Genomic DNA, 21,163 nt, shown 5'->3' with positions numbered 1-21,163 from the left:
GAATAAGGAGTGCGTCCGTGACCGCGCCGGATTTCCGCTATTCAGATCTGCTGCCGATCGGCGCCGACGACACCCCGTACCGGTTGATCACCACCGAGGGCGTCAGCACCTTCGAACACAACGGCCGTACCTTCCTGCAGGTTGAACCCGAGGCATTGCGCCTGCTCACCGCGGAGGCGATGCACGACATCAGCCACTACCTGCGGCCCGCGCATCTGTCGCAGCTGCGCCGGATCATCGATGATCCCGAGGCCAGCGGCAATGACCGCTTCGTCGCGCTGGACCTGCTCAAGAACGTCAACATTTCCGCGGGCGGCATCCTGCCGATGTGTCAGGACACCGGCACCGCCATCGTGATGGGCAAGAAGTCCGAGGGTGTGCTCACCGGCGTCGACGATGCCGAATGGATCAGCCGCGGCGTATTCGACGCCTACACCAAGTTGAACCTGCGCTACTCGCAGCTCGCCCCCATCACCATGTGGGACGAGAAGAACACCGGCACCAATCTGCCCGCGCAGATCGAGTTGTACTCCACGGCGGGCGATCCCGCGCATCCGTCCTACAAGTTCCTGTTCATGGCCAAGGGCGGTGGTTCGGCGAACAAGTCGTTCCTGTACCAGGAAACCAAGGCCGTGCTGAATCCCACTCGCATGCTGGAGTTCCTGGACGAGAAGATCCGCTCGCTCGGCACCGCCGCCTGCCCGCCGTATCACCTCGCGGTGGTAATCGGCGGCACCAGCGCGGAATTCGCATTGAAGACAGCCAAATACGCCTCCGCGCACTACTTGGACACCCTGCCCACCGAGGGTTCACTCGCCGCGCATGCCTTCCGTGATCTGGAGCTGGAGGAAGAGGTCTTCAAGCTCACCCAGTCCTTCGGCATCGGCGCGCAATTCGGCGGTAAGTACTTCTGCCACGACGTGCGCGTGGTGCGCCTGCCCCGGCACGGCGCGAGCTGCCCGGTCGCCATCGCGGTATCCTGCTCAGCCGACCGGCAGGCGCTGGCCAAGATTACGCCGGAGGGTGTGTTCCTGGAACAGCTCGAGCGCGAGCCCGCGCACTACCTGCCCGAGCAGACCGACTCCATCCTCGGCGGCGATGTGGTCAAGGTCGACCTGAACCGGCCTATGTCGGAGATTCGCGCCGAACTGTCGAAATACCCGGTGAAGACCCGGCTTTCGCTGACCGGTCCGCTGGTCGTCGCCCGCGACATCGCGCACGCCAAGATCAAGGAACGCCTCGACGCGGGCGAGCCGATGCCGGAATATCTGCGCGAGATGGCCGTCTACTACGCGGGCCCCGCGAAGACGCCCGAGGGCTACGCCTCCGGTTCGTTCGGCCCGACCACCGCGGGCCGAATGGACTCCTACGTCGATCAGTTCCAGGCTGCTGGCGGGTCGTTCGTCATGCTGGCCAAGGGCAATCGCTCGGCCCAGGTGACCAAGGCGTGCAAGGAACACGGCGGTTTCTACCTGGGTTCCATCGGCGGGCCCGCGGCGCGACTGGCGCTGGATTGCATCAAATCCGTCGAGGTACTGGAGTATCCGGAGCTGGGTATGGAGGCGGTCTGGAAGATCGAGGTCGAAGATTTTCCGGCATTCATCGTGGTGGACGACAAGGGCAACGACTTCTTCGCGGAAACGCAGAAGCCGATCGCGTTGCGGGTGCGCTCCCGCTCGAAGGAACGCGTCTGAACGGTCGAAACACGGTCAGCCATCAGGGCACATGTCCGGACACCGGATTGTCACCCCGTTCGCCGGGGTAACAATCCCGCCGAAGCGATGCACTCTTGATTAGGGGTACATCGCTGCACCGGTGTCGATGGAGGTCGAGGAGGGCAATGAGTACGTCGTTTCGTATCTCGGAATCCGCCAGCCGTCGGTTGGCCGAACGCGCCGCTCGTGAGGGAACCAGTTCGACCACACTGCTCAACCGCCTGATCCGGGAGGGTTTCGACCAGCTCGACCATCCCGGAATCGTTTTCCGCGGCCCCATCTCCGACCGCCGCGCGGCATTGGCCGCGGGGCCGGAGGTGTGGGAAGTCGTTGCGCGCCTACAGGAACTGGACGGTCCGGAGGAACGCCGTATCGCTGTCCTGAGCCAGCAATCGGATCTGCACTCCCGCAGAATCAAGATCGCCATCGCCTACGCGCGGGCGCACGGCCCGGAGATCATCGAGCGCATCGACCGCAATCGTGAAGCGGCCGAAGCGATCCGCGGTTCCGACTCCGTGCGCCCCTGACTCATAGCTGATCGACATTATAGCGGGCGGCTATCGCACTCATTCAGTGTGCGATAGCCGCCCGTTCTGCGTGCGCGGAGCGCCGGTGCCGCAGCGGAAAGGCTTGCGATGCAATAGGGTTGCGTCGCATGTGGGCGATCGTGGGGCGCTGGGTTGCGGATCGGGACGGTGGCTTCGGGGTCGTGACGACCGAGTCGTGCGAGGAGTTCGTGGTGCGCGATGCGGTGATCGAGTCCGATGCGCCACTGCATGCCGGGGACCGCGTGTGGGTCGAATTCGTCGACGGTGGGGATTCCGGCGACGTCGTGAAACTCGTGAAGGCGCGGTAATTTCCGGTTTCCCGGGGGTTGCTGGGAATTGTTGATCGTGATCCACAACACTGGAATAGATTGTGGACAGGGGGATTTCCGCTGCGACAAATCGGGCGTGGCACAGGATGTTTCGGACATTGGTGATTTATTGTGCTGTGAGTATGTGGAAAGCTATGTGAATGACGTCCGTTCGGACAACATCGTGTCCTCGCGTTCGCCGGTGTGTTGCTAGCGGTGATCGACGGTGGGGTGTGAGCCGTAGGGGAGTAGCTGCGGGGTCCGCGGACGCGGGGCCGTTACTATCGCTGACATGTCGATCACGCTCCGTACCCGGACCATGCTGGGCGTATCCGCCGCACTGTTCCCGGTGATCGTCGCGGCCGGGCTGTCCATGCCCACCGCCGCTGCCGCGCCGATCGTGCAGGTGGCTGGCAATGCCAGCGGGACCGAGGGGCTGGAGCCGGGGCTCGCCGCGGCGTACACGCAGGCCGAGAACCAGGCGCATGCCGAAGGAGTCGGCCTGTATATCAACTCCGGCTACCGCACGCCCGCCGAGCAGCAGGCGCTGTGGGACGACGGGGTGCGGACCTATGGCAGTCCCGAGGAGGCCCGGCGGTGGGTGCTGCCGCCCAACGAGTCGACCCATGTGCAGGGCCGGGCGATCGACGTGGGGCCGCAGGCCGGGGCGCAGTGGCTGGAAGCGAATGGGAATCGCTGGGGCCTGTGCCGGATCTATCAGAACGAATGGTGGCATTTCGAACTCGCCACCGCCCCGGGCGGGGCCTGCCCGGCGTTGCGCGCGGACGCGAGCGGGGGCGGTACCGCCCCGGCTCCGTCGTCGCCGATCCCGCCCGTCCTCCCGGGATTGCCGTCCATCCCCGTCCCGCCGTGGTCGAGCGGCTCCTTCGGGCTGTAGTCAGCCGACCGGTACGGGCACGGGGATCTCTGCGTTCGCCTCGGCCGCCCGGATCAGCACCGCCATGCTGATCGTGCTCAACGCGCAGATGGCGACGATATAGCAGGTCACCGCTCCCGAGGTCGAGCCCGCGGTCCACAGTGCGGTCGCGATGAGCGGGGCGAGTCCGCCGCCGAGGACAACCGAGATCTGCACGATCAGCGAGGTGCCGGAGTAGCGGACCGATGGTGGGAAGAGTTCGGCGATGACGATGCCGCCGACACTGTGGCTGATCGGCAGTGTGACGCCCATGCCGAGCAGCGCGAGAAAGACGACGGCCTTGTTGCCGGTGTTCAGCAGCGGGAAGTACACCGCACACCAAACCGTCAGCGCGGCGGTACCCGCGAGGAATACCCGGCGCGTGCCATAGCGGTCGGCGAGCGAGCCCCAGAAGGGCATTGCGGCACACCAGAAGACGGCGGAAACGATGACGCCGAGCAGGAGGAAGTCTCGGCTGAACCCGAGCGCCCTGGTGCCGTAGGTCAGCGTGAACACCATGAAGATATAGACGACGGCCGAGGTCGCGATGGCGGCCAACAGAATCAGCACCAGCCGCGCAGGTCCTACCCGAAGTGCGTCGCGAAGCGGGAACGAGGCGAGCTCGCCGCGTTGGACGAGTTCGGCGTAGTCGACGGATTCGGTGATCCCGAGTCGCATCCAGAGCCCGACGACGATGAGAATCGCGCTGAGCAGGAACGGAATTCGCCAACCCCAGCTCAGGAAGGTCGCATCGGGTAGCAGCGCGCTGGTGCCGAGGAAGATGGCATTGGCCAGGATCAGCCCGGCCGGTGTGCCCATCTGCGGGAAGCTGGCATACCGGTTGAGTCGTCCCGGTGGCGCATGCTCCAGCGAGAGCACCACCGCGCCCGCACCTTCACCGCCGAGTCCGACGCCCTGCAACAGTCGCAATGCGACGAGCAGTGCGGGAGCCCAGAATCCGATGCTCTCGTAGCTCGGGATCACCCCGATGAGCATGGTGCTCACGCCCATCAGAAACAGCGACATCACGAGGGTGGTCTTGCGACCGATCCGATCACCGAAGTGGCCGAAGAGCAGCCCGCCGATCGGTCGCGCGCCGAAACCGACTGCGAAAGTGCTGAATGCCGCCAGCGTTCCGGCGGCGGGGCTAAGCGTCGGGAAGAACTGTTTACTGAAGATCAGTGCGGATGCCGTGCCGTAGAGCATGAAGTCGTACCACTCGAGGGTGGTGCCGACCAGCGTGGCGATGGCGACCTTGCGGTGGAGCGGGGTGGAGCTCGAAGACACTGCTATCCATTCACATTCAGCCGACCGGCGCCGGGCTGCCCGGCATACTGTCCAGTGCCAGGCCGCCCTCGATCGAGTTCGGGACGCGGCGGCGGTTGGGGGAGCCGAGCGCGGCGGTGAGATCGGTCCCATCGTGTTCGGCGAGCAGATCGCCGCTGTCCCATACCAGCAGCGTTGCGCTGACGGTGTTCTCGGCGGCCGAATGCGCGAGATCGTAATGCGCGCAGCCGGGGACGTGCGGGTAGGTGATCCACAGGTCGTAGCCGGTCATGAACAGGTCGAGGTCGAATTGCACACTCAGGCCGAGCAGTTCGCTGCGGCCGTTGTCGTCGACACCGGCGAACGCCTCGTCCAGCGCGAGCAGCCGCGGCGCCTGCGGATCGGCCGAGTCGAGCATGACGTGCGCGGCGGCGAACAGCGGCAGATGCAGCGAGACCGACTGTTCACCGCCGGAGAGCGCACTGTGCCTGGCCACCGTCAGCTTGTCCTCGCTGCCGTCGGCGGAGATGAGAGTGAAGGAGAACACCCGCCAGGTCCGGTAGTCCAGTGTCGCGCCCAGGATTTCGGGGTAGGAACGCTCCGGATGCGCGGCGCGGGCGGCCCGGATCTCGGTGGCGAAGTGGGCGCGGATGGCCGCAAGATCATCGGCGACGAGGGAGGAGGCGTCGCGATCCAACAGCTTGCACATGGCCCGGGCCGCATCCGAGAGTGAATCGGACAGCACCCAGTGCACGCCGATGGTATTGCCCGAGGACATGCGGCGCTGCTTCATTTCCGCACCCATGCGGGCGATGAGATCGCGCGCGTCGCTGGTGCGTTCATAGATCTGCTGTGCCAGGCCGGTGAGCAGTGCGTCCTCGAGGATCCGGCGTTCGGCGTCGGTGAGCAGCAATTCCTGATCGCGGCGGGCGGCGTCGATGCGGGTGGCGAAATCCGCGAGGGCCGACAGCCCGTTGTCGTCCTGTACCTGGACGACGGTCAGGCCGTCCGCGGCATCCCATTGCAGCCGGTAATCGCGGCCGGAAGCGACGAGCGCGGCGTCGAATTCCTGGAGTGCCGAGTTCACCGCACTGCGCGTGGATTTGCGGGCCGCCTCGCCCGCCCGCACGGAAGACGTTGCGGCGGTCAGGTCGACGAAGAGTTCGGCTACCTCGTCCGGCAGCACCTGGGGTTCGATCTGAGGCCCGGCCGCCGAAATGCGGTAGAGCAGTTGTTCGGGCGTCGACCAGGCGGCGTCACTGCTCGGCCAGCGGCTGTCGGCAGGTGCGCCGAGCAGGGTGAGCAGATCCGGCTGGGCGTAGGGCGCGAGGGCTTTCACATCGGCCAGGACCTCGGTGAGGGCCGTACCGAGCGACTCGTGCGCGGTGCGGTAGGCCGCCTCCACATCACCAACCGCCTCGATCGCCTCATTTGCGGCCTTGCGAGCGGCTTTCTGCTCCGCCCGGGTCGCCTCGATCTTCGCGCGCGCCTGTTCGAGTTCGCGATCGATATCGGCGGCGCCCGCGCCGAGTGCCTCGCGCAGGGTTTCGAGTTTGCGCAGTTGCTCCTGGTAGCCCGCATCGGCGGCCTCGGCCTCTTCGGCGAAGGCCTCGGCCAGATCGCGGGCCTCGTCGAAGCGGTCCGAACCCTCGCGCTCGCGTTCGCGCTCTCGTTCGTGGTCGGTGCGCAGGCGCAGCAGCCCCGTTCCGGTGTTCTCGAAGTGACGGATGGCGGCGGCGAGGGCATCGATCTCGCGCGCATCGCGCGGCGTGCGGTGCGCCTGAGCGACCGACCGCAGCTTCTTCTCGACGGCCGATGCTTCGGCTACCGCTTGGTCGAGGTCGCGTTCGGCCTGTTGGACGGCCTCGGAGCGCGAGCGCATCATGCCAGCCGCTTCCGAAACCGCGCGCAGGGCGGCGGTGACGGCCGAGGGACGCGGTAATGCCTTGGCGGCGGCGGAGATTCGCTCCAGTTCGGCGCTCCCTGCCGACTCGGCGGCCTGTGCCTGCCGCTGTGTCTCCTCGGTCGACTCGACTGCCGCGGTCAACTCGGCGAGCCGGATGTCCCGGCGCTTCGCGCGGGCGGTCGCTCCGATGAATTCGGCATCAGGTTTGTGGTGGCGGCCCACCTGAACGCCCTGGCGGAATCCGCCGGTGGTGCTTACGCCGACTTCGGTGCTGAGATCGGAGTCCTTGTCGTACAGGGCGATGGAGGCCAGCACGTCTGCGATGACCTGCTTCGGCACCGTGAGGTCGGCCGAATCATCCTCCAGGACAAGGACATCGGCCAGCGTGCGCCCGGACGGTCGCGCTGCGGTAGGCAAGGGAACCAGGAACTGGTCGGAGGTGTACTGCGGCCGTTCGGATTCCGCGCAGACCCAGCCGTCGAGCAGGTCCGCGGCATGCAGCGCGGCCTCGATGCCCGCGGCCTGCGCTGGTGTCACGGAATCGGCGAAACGGACCAGTCGCCACAGCGGCGCACCCGGCCGCCCCTCCGTATTCCGCGCACGAGCGGCCGACACCGGTGGGGCCTCGTCACGTTGGGCCGCGACCGCATCGCGTTCGGCCTCGAGTTCGACCAGCCGGTCACCGGCCAGCGCGGCGGTGGCGCGCGCTTCCTGACGGCGGGTGCGAATGTCGTCGAGCAGCGGTTCGGTGCGTTCGGCCAGAACCTCGGCGACACCGGCCGCCTCATCGGAGCCCGCACCGGCCAGTGCGGTGTCGAGCGCTTCGAACAGGCCTTTCTGAATGGGGGAGTACACCTCTCGATGCGCATCCCACCAAGTGCGCAGTGCGCCCGCAGCTTCGGTGCGCGCCAGCACAACGGCCGCCTCGGCAGCCGAGACCTCGGCGGCGGCCGATTCGCGCAGCGCACGAGCCCGTTCGGCGAGCTGTTCGGCCCGATTGCGTTCGGCCGTGGCGGAATCCATCAGACCGAGCGCCTTGCGGACCGCGCGCACGTCGGCGTCGCGTTCCTCGGCATGTCCGCGGACCGCGGCGGTCAGCTGATCGCCACGGGCCTGGTCGGCCGATCCGGCCCAGGTGATGCCCGCATCTTCGGCGGCGGCACGCAATTCGTCCTCGCCGCGGGCCAGCGCGGCGGCCGCGTTCTGTACGGCTGCCTTGGCGCGTTCGGCCTCCTGGCCGCGCTGATCGAGGGTTTGCCGGGCCTTGAGCGCCTTGTCCTTGTGCACACCCGCCGAGGCCTCGAGGCGGCGCACCGCGTCGGCGAGATCGTCGAGTTGCTGTTTGCCCTCGTAGGCGCTGGAGCGCTGCAGGGTTTCCCGGTCGGAGAGTGCTTGTTCGTAGGCGCGGTCGGCATCGTCTGCGCGCGCCTCGGCCGCGGTCCGTTCGCCCTCGCGACGTTCGCGCAGTGCGGCGGCGGCGAACAGTGCGGTGCTGGCGTTGGTCACCGCATCGAGTCGGGTCCGTACCTGATCGACATCGGTCTTCGCCTGTACCGCCAGGTATTTCCGGTATACATCGACGAAGGACCTGGTGGCGGTATCGGCGTGGACCAGCCCCTCCAGGGTGCGCCCGACCTCCTCCATATCGCTGAACGAACGCGCCGCGTCCAGGATCAGCTGCTCGTCGAGCGGGCGCAGACCATCGGTGAGTGCCTGCGAAAGTCCGCGTGGATCAAGGTTTTTCGCGAGCTGGGGTCGGCGCAGCGTGAGGATGAGATTGATCAGCTGGTCGTAGCGCTGGGTGCCGAGACCGAACATGCGTGCGTCGATCGCATTGCGGTACTCGACCGGTCGATCGACGATGGCGTCGGTGCCGATCTGCTCGGCCAGCTGCTTGCGGGTCAGCGGCCGATCGTCGGGGCCGATGAGTGAAAAGTCGACGCCCGCACGGCCGTCGGCGACAAAGTACCAGCGGGTCACCTTGTCCGAGGACCGGGTGGCGCGCATACCGATGCCGATGGTGACGACCTCGGGGTCGTCCCATTTACCGCGCGCGAACTCCATCCACACATACGAATACGCGGATTCCTGCTTGCGGTACAACAGGTTCGACTTCATGGTGCGCTCTTCACCCGCGAACGGGTTGAGCCTGCGCGGTTCGATCCTGCCGTCGAGCACGAACGGGAACAGCACTTCGAGGGCCTTGGTCTTACCGGAGCCGTTGGGCCCGCGCAGTACCAGCCTCCCGTCGGCGAAGCAGTACTCCTGGTCGCGGTAGTCCCACAGGTTGATGATGCCGGCGCGGGTCGGGACGAACCGTACTCCGCCATGGATGAGCGACATGGTTTAAATCCCTTCCGTACCAACGCTGTCGGCCCCGAGCGTGTCGGAGGCGGTGACGAACAACTCGGCGGCCCGCTTGGTGCGGACGGTGACGACCGCGCCGCGGTAGCGAGCCAGTGCGGGCAGAATGATCAAACCGTCCTCGACCACCTGGACCAGCCGCAGCCGTTCCAACAGGGCGGTAACCTCCCTGGCCAGTCCGGGAACGTCCGCCTGCCACTGCGCGGCGAAAGTGACACCGTAGCGGTCGGTCAGCGCCTGCACCGTCTCGCCGACCCAGCTCGCTTCGACGAACGGGTACGTCGCGCGCACATACGCCATCGCCTCCGCATCGGGATCCGAAACCTCTTCCGCCACTTCGGGTTCGGTGGACGGGAGATCGGCGAGCGGCACGAATACGGTGGACTCGGGGATGGCGCCGTCGAGCTGCTCGGCAAGGGCGACGGTGGGATCGGGTGCGCCGGGACGCACCGGTACCGGATTGTCGATATCGAGGACACGGTCGGCGATCTCACCGACCAGCAGCAGCGCCACCTGCGCCAATGTGCCGGTGCCCGGAAAACGGACATCGGAGAGACGCCCGGAGACATCGATCAACGCGACGCCCTCCGCGCGGCGTTCGGCCCGCAACCCGGTGAACTGTTCGACATCCGCGACGACCCGATCCTGCAACAACAGCGGTCGTTCGTCGTAGGCCAGATCCTCGGCGTACACCACCGGACGCTCCACCAGACTGCGCCGCACCCGCCGCGCCGCATCGGCGGCCTGCGCATTCGCGGCCGGACCGTGCGCGAGCGCGTCCTCGGTCAGCAGCCCACGGACACTGTGTAGATGCTGCAGCGCGCGCGGCGGTCGGAACAGCGCGAAAACCACCGGCCGGTCGATGTCGTAGAGCGCCTCTCCCGCCTCCGGATCGGCGGCCCAGCCACCCGCATCGCCGTCGGCCAGGGTGAGCGCCCCCCGATGTGCGAGCCAGCCGACGGCATCGACGAAGGCATCGCGGTCGGCGGCGCGGTCGGGTGACAGTTCGAGGCCGTCGACCCGTCCGGTATATACGGCGACCTGATCGGCCAACTCCGACAAGGTGATCTGGTCCCCGGCGCGGCCGAGCGCTGCCAGCGCCAAGGCCAGATAGGCGTAGCGGCGGCGGTCGAAGACGCGCTCGGTGACGGAGCGGGCCGGTTTGCCCGAATCGAGTCGATCGATGACCGGGAAGACCCGGGCTGTCGTTTCGGTGACCTCGAGTCGGTAGCCGAACAATTCGGCCAGATCCTCGCGTAGTTCGGTGGCCCAGCGCCGGATCAGTGGCAGCGCGATCCGGTCCGGAAAGGTCCGGGTGACCAGGTGGTTGGCGAGGATGACGCGGGCGGCGCGCTGATAGTTGTCGAGTGCGAGCGAATCGATGCGGCGGGCGTTGATCATGCGCGCCGCCCGCGGGTCGACTGCTTCACCTCGAGGCGGCGGTTGTTCAAATGCAGTAGCCCGCGTGCGGTGCGGATCACCGTCGAACCCGGATGTTCGGAGACGGTGAGGGTGACACCGCTATCCGAGCCGGTGGTGCCGTCGACGCGGCCGCTCACCGGAACCCAGGCGGTGGACGCGGCATCGAGCAGGCGCAGCAGCACCTCGGTCTCCCGTTCGTCGAGGACGCGCTCGTGCACCGAGGCGGCGGCCAGGGATTCGGCGGCCTCGGCGCGGGCGCGCTGCGCGTCGAGCTGCGCCTTGCGGAGTCGGCGAATTCCCGCGTCATTGCGTTGAATTCGGGCGGGGGCACCGGCCTGCGGCGGCCTGCCCGTTTCGGCGAGGGTGCGCGAGATCTCCAATGGTGGTGCCTCCCACCAGGAGCGGATCGCCGGAATCAGGTCCGCGTCCGGATGTTCCAGGGAAATATGACGCGGCCTGCCGAGACCGAAGACGGCATCGAAGAGCGCGTGTGCGCTGTCGGCGGTCGGTGCGGCGGTGAACCAGCCCGCGAGGTGCCGCAGCGCCGATTCGCGACTCACCCCGCCCTTACGTGAATCGGTGACCCGCCGCAGGAGCGACAGCACCGCGGCAATGGCGCTCATGGTCGCCTCCCGCAGCCGGTCCGCCTCGGTGGCCGACGTTTCGCCGGGAATATCGGAGGCCGTCGCGACGAACCAGGTCCGCAGCCCCTGCCAGCGCGCCCGCCAATCCGCTTGCCGCTCGGCCGGACTCAGCAGCACCCGTTCGTCACAGCGCGCCGCCCGCTCGATGAGTTCCTCGACGCCGGTCTGCTCGATCTCACCGATCGTGGCGGCCAGGCGCGGCGCGAAACGAGCCAGATCCATGCTGAATTCGCGCATATGCGCGAGCAGCGCGTCCTTGTGCGCCAGAAACGATTCCGGGGTGATCTCGGTGGTGCGCACCATATCGCCGAGCGAGAGGTAGAAATGCGCGGCCCGTGCCGCCATATCCGAGAGTGCGGCATCCAGGCGGCGCAGCGTCCGGTACACCCGCTCCGCGTCACCGGCCTTATTCGCCTCGGCGAGGGCATTGAGATCCGCGAGCAGTTCGGGCAGCACCAGTCGCGACAGCGCCGCCTCGTCCAGCCGCGCCTCGAGCACACCCGCGACCGCCCGATATGCCTTGAATCCGGCCTGGGTCAGCTGATAGACGTAGTGCCGATTCCGATATTCCGCGAGCGTCGCGGCGCGCGTGCCGTCATAGCTGCGCTCGACCACACCCCACTGATGCAGCTGGTCCAACAGCGGCCCGATCTCCGCGCCGGTCAGCTGCGGGGCATCGGGCGCACTGCGTTCGATCCAGGTCGCGACATCGTCGGCGTGCAGCAGCACCACATAGGCCGCGCGCGCATTGTCGAACGCCCGCAGCACCCACAGATACTCCACCCGCTTCTCGGCCGTGGCGAAGGAGAACAGCCGCAACCGCTCATCCCATAGCGCGGGCGCGGCATACGGCAGGCCGTCAACGGAGTCGGTCACCGGGAACAGGGTAGTAGCGGGTCGGTCGCGGGTGTCGAGACCGACCCCCATTCGGCGTGGCCGCGTCCAGTTTGCGCCTGTTCGCCACCCGGTGACTCACAGGTCGAATCGGGCCCGCAGCCCGATCTTCACCTGCTCGAGTACTTCCGAGGTGAGGTCACCGACCTGCTCGGTGAGACTGTCCTTCGGCACGATGGCGATGTCGTACAGCGCGATCACCTGCGAACTCTCCGGCATTGCGACGGTGAGCAATTGGTGGCGCGACGGAACTTCGCGAGCCTCGCGCACCGGCGCGGCGACCAACATCGGTCGCTGCCGAATAACCACATCGGAATCCACGATCACCACCGTCGCGCGGCGCCCGGAGATCCGGCTCACGAGATTCCAAATCTGGCCTTGGTGGGTGGGTTCAGCTGGCACGGCCGAACAATACTTGTTCGGCGGTCTGCTCGGCGTCCTTCACCCATTCGGTCCCGGTGCTGTCCGGCAATGCCCTGAGTTCATCCTCGAGCAACTGCCTGCGCACCGCCTTGGCGATGTAGTCGCTCAACTTGTCGTCGGATGCCGCACGGAGACGGGCCGCGAGATCGTCGTCCATCGAGATATTCAGGCGCACCGTCATACAGCAGACTTTACAGCGGATACCGCACATAGTGGTACAGAGATGGGCGCTACCTGCGGAATCAGGTCGGCGGCAGCAGGCGCCGGAGGAATGTCTTCCCCTGTTCGAGCAGGGCGTCGATGCGGGTCGGCCCGAGCGGGTCCGGTTCGACGATGTCGACCACGCGACCCAGGTTGGTCAAGGCGAATTCCATATCGCGGAGGGCGCGAGGGCTGGCCGGGTCGGTGTCGAGGACGTCCTGGGCGATCGCGAGGGCCTCGCGATAGACCTCTACGGCGGTGTCGTAGTCGTGTTCGCGTTCGGCGGCATCCCCGATTGCCCAGAGGATCAGCCCGACATCGCGGTGCAGTTGCAGATTCTCCGGGTCGGCGGTGGCCAAGCGGCGGGCGATGGTGAGCGCCTCGGTGTTGTGGCGGAAGGCGAGAGTGAAGGCGCCGGTCGCGGCGGCGACCCGGGCGAGTTGGTGGTGCGAAATGCTCAGGTCGCGCTGCATTTCGGTATTGGTGGGGTCGGCCGCCGCGAGCTGTTCCGCCAGGGTGAGGGATTGGGTGTAGTGGTGATCGGCGGCCAGATAGTCGCCGGTGCGGACGGCCAAGTCGCCGAGTTTGTCATGGGAGATGCTGAGGTCGCGCTGATTTCGGGCATTGCCGGGGTCGGCGTCGGCGAAGCCGCGGTGGATGGCCAGGGCTTGGGTGTAGTGGGTCGAGGCCGTGGCGAGTTCGCCGAGTCGCAGTGCCACATCGCCGGATCGGTTGAGTGCGATGGCGAGATCTCGTCGGTATTCGGCATTGCCGGGATCCTTCTCGGCGAGCTCGCGGTGGATGGCGAGGGATTCGGTGAAGAAGGTGAACGCATCCTCGGGAGTTTCGTAGAGCAATGAGGTGTCGCCGATCTGCTGCATGGCAATGGCGACATCGCGGGTGATCTCGGTATCGCCCGGATCGGCCAGCGAGAGTTCGGCACTGATGCGCAGCTTTTCGAAGTAGTGCCTGCTCGCGGTCTCGCCGTGCCCCGCGCGCATGGCGAGATCACCGAGTTTCCCATGCGCGATGGCCAGGCCACGCCGGGATTCGGCGGCGTCGGGGCCGGATTCGATGAGACCGCCGTGCAGCGTGAGCGATTCGGTGTAGAGGTAATGTGCGCCGTCGAGATCGGCGGTCAGCACCGCCAGGTCGCCGAGTCGGGTGCAGGCATTGGCGAGGTCGCGGCGCAGGTCCACGCGGGTGGGGTCGTTGTCGGCGAGGGAGCGTCGGATGGCCAGTGCCTCGGTGTGGTGGGCGAGGGCGGCCGTGAGATCGCCGGTGCGCACGGCGATATCGCCGAGGCTCTCCAATGCGCGGCTGAGCACCTGTTGCATATCGACGTTGTGCGGGTCGGTATTCGTGAGATGCCGTGCGGTGCGCAGGGATCGGCTGTAGTGCTCGCGCGCCGTGCCGAGATTTCCGGCCAGCATGGCGAGTTCACCGAGGGTGTCCAGGCCGATGACCAGCGCGCGTCGGGCATCGGCACTGCCCGAGGCCGATTGCACTCTGGCCCGCAGCACCTCGACCAGCGCACACTGGCGATCGGTCGCGGCACCGAGGTTCCCGGTCCGGCGCAGTGCGCGCACCTCGCGCTCGCCGAGCTCGAGATAGCCGGGAGTTTCGTTCGGCAGGGTGGGCATGATCTCGCCGAGCAGGGCGGCGACCTGCAATTGGTCCAACTCGCGGCAGAACGGGATGGCGAGTTCGGTGAGTTCCGCGTACCGACCCGCGGCAAGGAGATGTCCGCAGGCCTCGCTGTAGTCGTCGAAGTCCCGGAAGCCAGCCGAGATTCGGGCCATCCGCATTCCGTGGGCTCGGTTGTGACGGCGAATACGATCAGTGCCCTGGTGGGCATCGAGGGCTTGGGCGACCCACGGGTGCACGAGATATCGGTCGTCGTCGGTGGTCAACAGCGTCAGCCTGAGCAATGTATCGATGGCCGCCATCACTTCGCCGCGCTGGTCTCGGGTCGCGTCGGCACCGAAGCGGGCATGGTAGATATCCAGATCGCGCAGCGGTGCCCGCGAGAGCGAAATCTGTAGCAGCAGTTCGCGTTCCGCGGCATCGAGCAGGTCGAGCAGCGCGTCTACGAGGATGTCGCGGGTGCCGAGCACCACCGCGGTATCGAGGCTTTCGGACAGTGTCCGGTCCCGGCCGAGATCGACGGCGTGTTCGTCGGCCAATCGGCGTAGCCGTTCACCGACCGGCCGCAATGTGCCGTCGCCACCGCGCAATAGCGCGTCGACGAATTCGATGAGCCGCGGGTGTCCACCGATCGTCCGCGCGACCAGCCGCTGCTCGTCCACGCGTAAACCGCTGATCTGGGGCAGCCGCAGGAACATTCGCTTCAACTCCGCCGGGCTCAGCGGAGTCAGGCCGACCTCGGTGAGACCGCCGGGAACCGGATAGCGACAGGTGACCAGCAATCGGCCGGTTCCGGCGACCCGGCACAACTGCGAAAACTGTTCGGCGAAACCGGGATCGAGGAATTCGGCACCGCCCGGTCGGGTCAGATTCTGTTCGAAATCATCGAACAGCAACAACACTCGGCTCCCCGCCAACAACCGATGGACGTGCTTCAGCGCCTGCTCCCCGCTGTCGCGGGCGAGCGCATCGGACACCGTGCGCAGTGCCGGGTCGTCCTCGATCGCCGTGCGGACCGCGTCGCATAATGCGGACGGATTCCATTGCCCCACATGTTCGGCGATATGCCAGCCGCGCTCGCGCATGCGCGCGGCCACGCGACCGGCCACCGCCGTCTTCCCGAGCCCGCCCATACCAGTGATCACCACACCCGGCCGCCCACGCGACGAATCGAGCATCCGGACGATATCGCGCACCGGCCCACGACGACCGATCAGATATCCGACCGGCAACTCCCGCACCGTCGCACCGCTCGGCGCTTGCGTCCGGCGTCCGAGCGGGCGCGGCGGCGCCGTCGGATGCCAGAGCGGCCGGTCCGTGACGCCGGTGAGCAGCGTCGGCACGAACCATTCGGGCGGAGCCGATGCGCCATCGGCGAGGCGCTCCTGCTCGAGGGCCTGGCGCGCCTGCCCCAATGCGAAGGCGACCGACCCGGCCGGATGTGCGGACAGCATGGCGTAGAACGATTTCGCCAACAGCGTGGCGTACCGGTCCGACACCCGGGTCTGCATGACCAGCACCCGTTCGACACCCCCGCTGATCAGCGTGCGCGCCAGCCCGGCAGGCCCACCGTCGACCCCGCCACAACTCGACAACACCACCAGCGGCAGCGTCCGCTCCGAAGCACGCAGCGCGGCGATGAGATCCGCGGCCTCGACCACATCCGGATCGCCGTCCTCATCCTCCAATTCCAGCATCGTCGCCGACCCGTGCGCACTCAGATGCAGCACGTGGAACTCCTCGGCCCGCAGTGCCGTGGTGATCTGTTGCAGCGAAGCGACTTCCAGAATGCGCACGCCACCGCCGCCAGCGGTCGGTACCTGTGCGACCGCGTCGAGGATCGCCTGCATCTCGGCTTCCACATCCAATGCCATATTGGCCGTGCGGGTCTCGGTCGGCGCGGCGACCCCGGCGAGGACTTTCAACGGCCCCGGTGTCAGCACCGAGGTGGGCTGCCCGTTACCCGAATGCCTGCGGGAGATGGCTACGGTCGGCCGGATGGCCAGGGGCATATCGTCGGCGAGTACCAGCATCTCGTAGGGGAGCAGCATCGTCTCGTCGTCGACATCGAAGACGACCTCGGTGTCGGAGCTGTCGACGAGTCGCGTCAGCTGCCGGGTCGTGTGGGGCTCGAACAGTGCGTCACGCAGCGCAGTACCTATCTGAAGGACTGTTCGACGCACCGTTTCCGGCTGACCGCCCACCGCATCCCACGCGCATGCCACCAGATCAGGCAGTGGCGCTACCCGTTCACCGATGGGCGCACCCGCCTCGAAGACTGTGGTGCGTAGCGATTCGTTCGCATCGCGACGCACAATGACGCGAACCCTGTTCATCGCCGACCCCTTACCGCTGGCGATGAGTCAAACGTACGCCGAAATGATCACTCGCAGGACAAGGTCCGCAACTGATCCAGATACACCCGGGTGCGCGGATCGCCCGGATAGCGCTCGATGATTTCGCGCGCCGTCTCACCCGCGATCCACATCAGCGACGGCAGCGACCGGCGCTTGCCCGCGAAGGCCCGCATGCCCTCGTCCAGCGCGAGCTCCAGATCACGGTTGCGGACCGCGACCACCGCGAGGGTCAGATGTGCCTCGGACACCCGCATCGGATTGCGTATCGTGCCATCGGCGCGGGTCGAGTGGCGGATGACCTCGCGCGCATAGGATTCCGCGAGCGGATCCTCACCCGCGACCCGGCAGCAGTCCATGGCATAGAAGTCGAACTTCTGCGGATCGACCACGAAATGGTTGTCCAGATTGGTCGGATGGTCGAGTCGCTCGAGAATAGCTCGGCCCCGGTTCAGCGATGCCTCCACCTCGCGCCGATCACCCAGGCGGGCCCAGGCCTTCGCACGTTGTGCGCATAATTGGACACCGACGCCGAGTTTGCCGCCGGTTGTCAGCACCGGGTCGACCGCCTCGATCGCACCCCGATAGTTGCCCTGGGTCAGCGCGAACCAGGCCGCCATTTCCGCACTCCAGCCGGTGATCTCGGCATGCTCGGCTTCCTGGCCGAGCGAATAGGCCGCGCGGCGAGTGGCTTCCGCGGTGGTGCGCCGACCGAGGTCGTAGTCCACGCAACCCACCAGCAGCGCAACCCAACCGGCCAGTACGAGAATTTCGCGATGCTGTGCCAGGGTCAGTCGGCCGTCCAGCAGCGAGGTGATGCGACGCAACCAGGATGTGCCCTCGGTATGCAGATCGTGCGGATCGGCGAATGGATATTCGCAGCACAGCCGCTCCGCGGTGATGCGGATGGCATCGAGTGTGGCCGTGGAGACGTCCGACATCCGTAGCCTGCCAATGAATTCGAGGGTGTCCATCCCGGTTGCCGAGAGCAGTTCATCGTCGCGATTGGGACGATTTTTCGGGAAGAACGCGGCCGTCACCGTATCGAATGCGGCCGCGATTATGGGGGCATAGAAATCGTCCGGACGCGACTCGCCTGACTCCCAGCGTCGCCAGTTACGCAGCAGGGTACTGTCCGTCGGCAGGTTGTGCGAAGACTTCGCGCGCATCACGCGGACGGCGTCGGCTTGTGACCACCCCCGCGCATCGCGTTCGGAGCGCATTCGGACAGCCCAGACGGGTCGATCGTCTCCAGCGGCCACATCTGTAGTATCGCACCAGTTAACGCTCAGTGGCCCGGATAGGGCATACAGATGTCATTGGGTTGACACCTGCACTCGCAGTTTTGCGTCCTACATGATGGATATGGGCGCGGAAGATTTGCCACGCTCCAGACGTAAGGACATCTGCTCTTGCAAGTGCGCAATACCCCTCGGCGACGGGGGTGATCCACATTAGAGAACAGCGAGATCCCCAATCCAACGGAGGTTCGGGTGGAAGCGTTGATCTATGGATACTTGCGTGACGATCTGGCCGATGGCCACAGTGCAGAGCTCGAGGATGCGATGAGTAGCCTCGCCCGTGAGGAAGGACTCTGCTTCGCCGCAACATTCCATGAATCGACTTCCGGTGACGGCACGGCATTCGCCGAGTTGACCCAGGAGCTCAAGCGGGCGGACGCGCACCATGTGGTGGTGCCGTCACTCGATCACTTTGCCGGCCAGACGATTCCGCGAGATATTCTGCTCGCGAAGCTGGCCCAGGATGCGGCGGCGCAGGTGTGGACCATCGAGAGCTGCCCGCTTCCAGACGAGGCTCTTGGCGAAGAAGCTGTGCACCAGGACTGACTTGCGTCGCAGGTTCGCCACCAGCCAGGTCGCGACCGCACCGGCCGCGAGGGATGCGAGCAGCGCCGCGACATGGTGTTGCCCGAATGGCGGATAGACCTGCCAGTGCAGCAGATAGACGAACAACGAGCTGTCGGCCAGTAGCGCGGCGACCCCGGCCATCAGGGCGGGCACGCGGACCGCGGGCAGCCAGATCAACAACAGCAGGCCGGACATCACCAGCCGCTCCCGATCGGCAACGCCGAAGTAGCCGTGCACCGAGATCAGCAGTACGGCGCTCACCAGCAGCCGTTGCCAGATCGCCGTAGCCTTCGCGGCCGCCCAGCCGAGAGCGAAGAACCAGCAGGCCAGGGGCGAGAACGGCACATCCTTGGGCGGGTAGAGCCCGAACGACCAGAGCCGGAAAACCATGGTGAGGCCGACCAGCCCCATGGCGAAGCAGAACGGTTCGCGCCGCTGCACGGCATCGATGAAAGGCACCCGTACCAAGAGCGCGGACACGACCATGAACAGCACGAGCACCTCGATGAACCACAGGTGCCCGGCGGTGTCACTGTCGCGCGGTCCGAGAATCTTGTTGAGCAGCAACACGTTCTGCCAGCTGTAATAGTCGGTGAACAGCAGTGTGAGCGCCACCCAGGCGGTGGTCGGAATCGCGATGAGCGCCACCGTGTGCAGCGCGTGCCGCAGCCGTTCCGCGCGTGGGGACATGGTGACCGCGAAGCGGGCGAAGTTGAATCCGGCGACGCCGAGCAAGATATGTGCCGCGCCCCAGTGCACGAATATGCCGATATGCGCGCTGGCGATCAGCACGATTCCGGCGGCGCGCAACAAGGTCGGGGTGTCCACCGTGCGACCGAATGTCCGGTGGCCGTCCGGAACTCGCTCGAGTTCGGCGACGGTCAGGTCCGGCCAGTTCGCGGGCAGTCGCCCGAGTGCGCGCTCGAGGCGGGTCGAGGTGGTGATGTAGGTCAGCGAATTGCCGCCGAGATCGACGAAGGTGCTGTCGCGGCGGACCCGGGCCGGATCGATCCCGAGGGCAATGGCGTAGAGCGCGCGGATATCGCGTGGCGGCAGTTCGGGTTCGGGTGCGGAGAGTCCGCGGATCGCCGGATAGTCGGGCTTGCCATTGGGCAGGCGCGGTATTTCCTCGACCGCGCAGGCGCGGATCGCCGCGGCGGGCAGACCGGACAGTTCGGCGGCGGTCGCGGCGAGCGATTCCGCCGGAGATTCGGCGGCGACGACCAACTGGTCGTCACCATCGGTGCAGCACGCCGTCAAACCGGCTGCGGCCAAACCGGATTCGAGGCGTTGCAGATCGATGCGCAGGCCGAAGATCTTGGCGAACCGGCTGCGCCTGCCGACCACCTGGTACAGGCCCTCGGGTGTACACCGGGCCAGATCGCCGGTGTGCAGCGATTCGACCGTGCGGCCCAGGGCGAGATCGCGTGGGCCGTCGGCATAGCCGAGCATCACGTTGGGCCCGTGATAGACCAGCTCCTTGTCATCGGTGTCCGGCACCGGCTCCAGAGTGAATCGGCCGCCGGGAATCGGCCTGCCGATGCAGTCCGGATGTTCGGCGGCCAGTTCCGGTGGCAGATAGGCCATTCGCGCGGTGGCCTCGGTCTGGCCGTACATGACGACGAAGTTCCAGCCCGCCCGCTTGCCGAGCCGGGCGCAGTCACGGACCCGCTCGGGTGCCAGGCGGCCGCCCGCCTGGGTGATATAGCGCAGGCTCGGCAGTGTCATCTCGGCGAAGCCGACGCGTTCGAGCAGATCGATCGTGTACGGCACCGCCGCGAAAGATGTTGCGCCGTAGCGACGGAACTGGACCCAGAATTCGTCGTCGAGGACCGATCGGTCGGTGAGCAGTAGGCTCGCGCCGCGCAGCAAATGGCTGTGCACCACCGACAGTCCGTAGCAATAGAACATCGGCAGGGTCGTCGCGGCGCGATCATCGGCGTCGATGGCCAGATATTCGGCAATGGCTTGCGCATTCGACATCAGGTTGGCCGCGGACAATCGCACCAGCTTCGGTGAACCCGTCGACCCCGAAGTGCTCAGCAGCAGCGCCAACTCCGGATGCAGGCGATGTGCGGAGCGGGTCCGCCGGAAATCAGGGGGGCCCGCATCGATCACGACATCGGGATCGTAGGTATCCAGCAATTCGCTGGTGACCTCCGCGGTGAGCAGAACAACGCAGCCCGCACTCAGCGCGCCGAGATATGCGACGAGCGAGTCGATATCGTTGCGCGCTGCGAGCGCGACGAGGCGCCGGGTCGCTCCGAGCTGCCGCGCGTACTCCTCGACACGTGCCGCCAGCTGCGCATAGGTGATCCGCTCCAAACCATCCGGCACCGATTCCGCTGCTGTGACGGCCGCCGAGGGAGATCGAGAGCAGAGGACGGCGATCCGGTCGTCGAAACTGCGAAGGTGCGCGACGATCCGGTGAATAGTCACCCGGGAAGTCTAGATGGCAAGCCTTTCCATACCTACACGTGGCCCCATGGCGAACTTTCGGTGAATTGTCCGAACCCGGACCGCAATGAGGCGAACCGATTACAGCCCGAAGCTGCCCGGACCCCGCCTGCGCAGGTACTTTTCGAATTCGGCCGCGATCGCGTCGCCATCTATCTTGGCCATCGCGTCATTGAGATCGACGGCCGCGTCGCCGCGTTCCTCGAGCGAGCGCACGTACTCGCTGATCT

The 21,163-nt window shown here is 66.6% G+C and carries 13 protein-coding genes and 1 pseudogene; 4 read left to right on the top strand and 10 right to left on the bottom strand.

Annotated features, from left to right (window positions below; all coding sequences use genetic code 11):
• Nucleotides 1-17 precede the first annotated feature (17 nt).
• From NP3_RS02220 to NP3_RS02205, 4 genes are all read left to right on the top strand, one after another.
• Nucleotides 18-1,694 carry a fumarate hydratase gene (locus NP3_RS02220; protein ID WP_063037242.1) on the top strand — a complete coding sequence of 559 codons (1,677 nt, stop codon included), beginning with the start codon at nucleotides 18-20 and terminating at the stop codon, nucleotides 1,692-1,694.
• A 146-nt stretch (nucleotides 1,695-1,840) separates the two neighbouring features.
• Nucleotides 1,841-2,242, top strand: a complete 402-nt coding sequence (locus NP3_RS02215) for a hypothetical protein (protein ID WP_063037240.1) — start codon at nucleotides 1,841-1,843, stop codon at nucleotides 2,240-2,242.
• A 128-nt stretch (nucleotides 2,243-2,370) separates the two neighbouring features.
• The gene (locus NP3_RS02210) at nucleotides 2,371-2,571 is read left to right on the top strand and encodes a hypothetical protein (RefSeq protein WP_063037238.1); all 201 of its coding nucleotides are present in this window, start codon (nucleotides 2,371-2,373) and stop codon (nucleotides 2,569-2,571) included.
• A 292-nt stretch (nucleotides 2,572-2,863) separates the two neighbouring features.
• Complete coding sequence (locus NP3_RS02205) at nucleotides 2,864-3,469, top strand: M15 family metallopeptidase (RefSeq protein ID WP_084508038.1); 606 nt, start codon at nucleotides 2,864-2,866, stop codon at nucleotides 3,467-3,469.
• Here NP3_RS02205 and NP3_RS02200 read toward each other — a convergent pair whose 3' ends face one another.
• The 10 genes and pseudogenes from NP3_RS02200 to NP3_RS50215 form a co-directional block, all read right to left on the bottom strand.
• Complete coding sequence (locus tag NP3_RS02200) at nucleotides 3,470-4,774, bottom strand: MFS transporter (protein ID WP_245720769.1); 1,305 nt, start codon at nucleotides 4,772-4,774, stop codon at nucleotides 3,470-3,472.
• 16 nt (nucleotides 4,775-4,790) lie between these two features.
• Complete coding sequence (locus tag NP3_RS02195) at nucleotides 4,791-9,002, bottom strand: TIGR02680 family protein (RefSeq protein ID WP_063037236.1); 4,212 nt, start codon at nucleotides 9,000-9,002, stop codon at nucleotides 4,791-4,793.
• A 3-nt stretch (nucleotides 9,003-9,005) separates the two neighbouring features.
• Nucleotides 9,006-10,421 carry a TIGR02678 family protein gene (locus NP3_RS02190; RefSeq protein WP_063037286.1) on the bottom strand — a complete coding sequence of 472 codons (1,416 nt, stop codon included), beginning with the start codon at nucleotides 10,419-10,421 and terminating at the stop codon, nucleotides 9,006-9,008.
• Nucleotides 10,421-11,908 carry a TIGR02677 family protein gene (locus NP3_RS02185; protein ID WP_307676371.1) on the bottom strand — a complete coding sequence of 496 codons (1,488 nt, stop codon included), beginning with the start codon at nucleotides 11,906-11,908 and terminating at the stop codon, nucleotides 10,421-10,423. The genes NP3_RS02190 and NP3_RS02185 overlap by 1 nt, the downstream gene beginning before the upstream one ends.
• Before the next feature lie 153 nt (nucleotides 11,909-12,061).
• On the bottom strand, nucleotides 12,062-12,385 hold the full coding sequence (locus tag NP3_RS02180; RefSeq protein WP_040691710.1) for a type II toxin-antitoxin system PemK/MazF family toxin: 324 nt from the start codon (nucleotides 12,383-12,385) through the stop codon (nucleotides 12,062-12,064).
• On the bottom strand, nucleotides 12,375-12,587 hold the full coding sequence (locus NP3_RS02175) for a hypothetical protein (protein ID WP_063037234.1): 213 nt from the start codon (nucleotides 12,585-12,587) through the stop codon (nucleotides 12,375-12,377). The genes NP3_RS02180 and NP3_RS02175 overlap by 11 nt, the downstream gene beginning before the upstream one ends.
• Before the next feature lie 61 nt (nucleotides 12,588-12,648).
• Complete coding sequence (locus NP3_RS02170; protein ID WP_063037232.1) at nucleotides 12,649-16,590, bottom strand: CHAT domain-containing protein; 3,942 nt, start codon at nucleotides 16,588-16,590, stop codon at nucleotides 12,649-12,651.
• A gap of 47 nt (nucleotides 16,591-16,637) precedes the next feature.
• Nucleotides 16,638-17,831 carry an NsdA family TPR-like regulatory protein gene (locus tag NP3_RS02165; protein WP_218024794.1) on the bottom strand — a complete coding sequence of 398 codons (1,194 nt, stop codon included), beginning with the start codon at nucleotides 17,829-17,831 and terminating at the stop codon, nucleotides 16,638-16,640.
• Nucleotides 17,832-18,308: 477 nt separating this feature from the next.
• Nucleotides 18,309-20,915: an AMP-binding protein gene (locus NP3_RS02155; protein ID WP_063037229.1), complete on the bottom strand. Its 2,607-nt coding sequence runs from the start codon at nucleotides 20,913-20,915 to the stop codon at nucleotides 18,309-18,311.
• A gap of 99 nt (nucleotides 20,916-21,014) precedes the next feature.
• Nucleotides 21,015-21,163 (bottom strand): annotated as a pseudogene (locus NP3_RS50215) (PAC2 family protein); the annotation flags it as partial.

This window comes from Nocardia pseudovaccinii NBRC 100343 (assembly GCF_001613225.1).
In the GTDB taxonomy this organism is placed as follows: domain Bacteria; phylum Actinomycetota; class Actinomycetes; order Mycobacteriales; family Mycobacteriaceae; genus Nocardia; species Nocardia pseudovaccinii.
The sequence above is the reverse complement of the archived record's forward strand: the minus strand, read 5'-3'. Positions and strand labels throughout refer to the sequence as shown.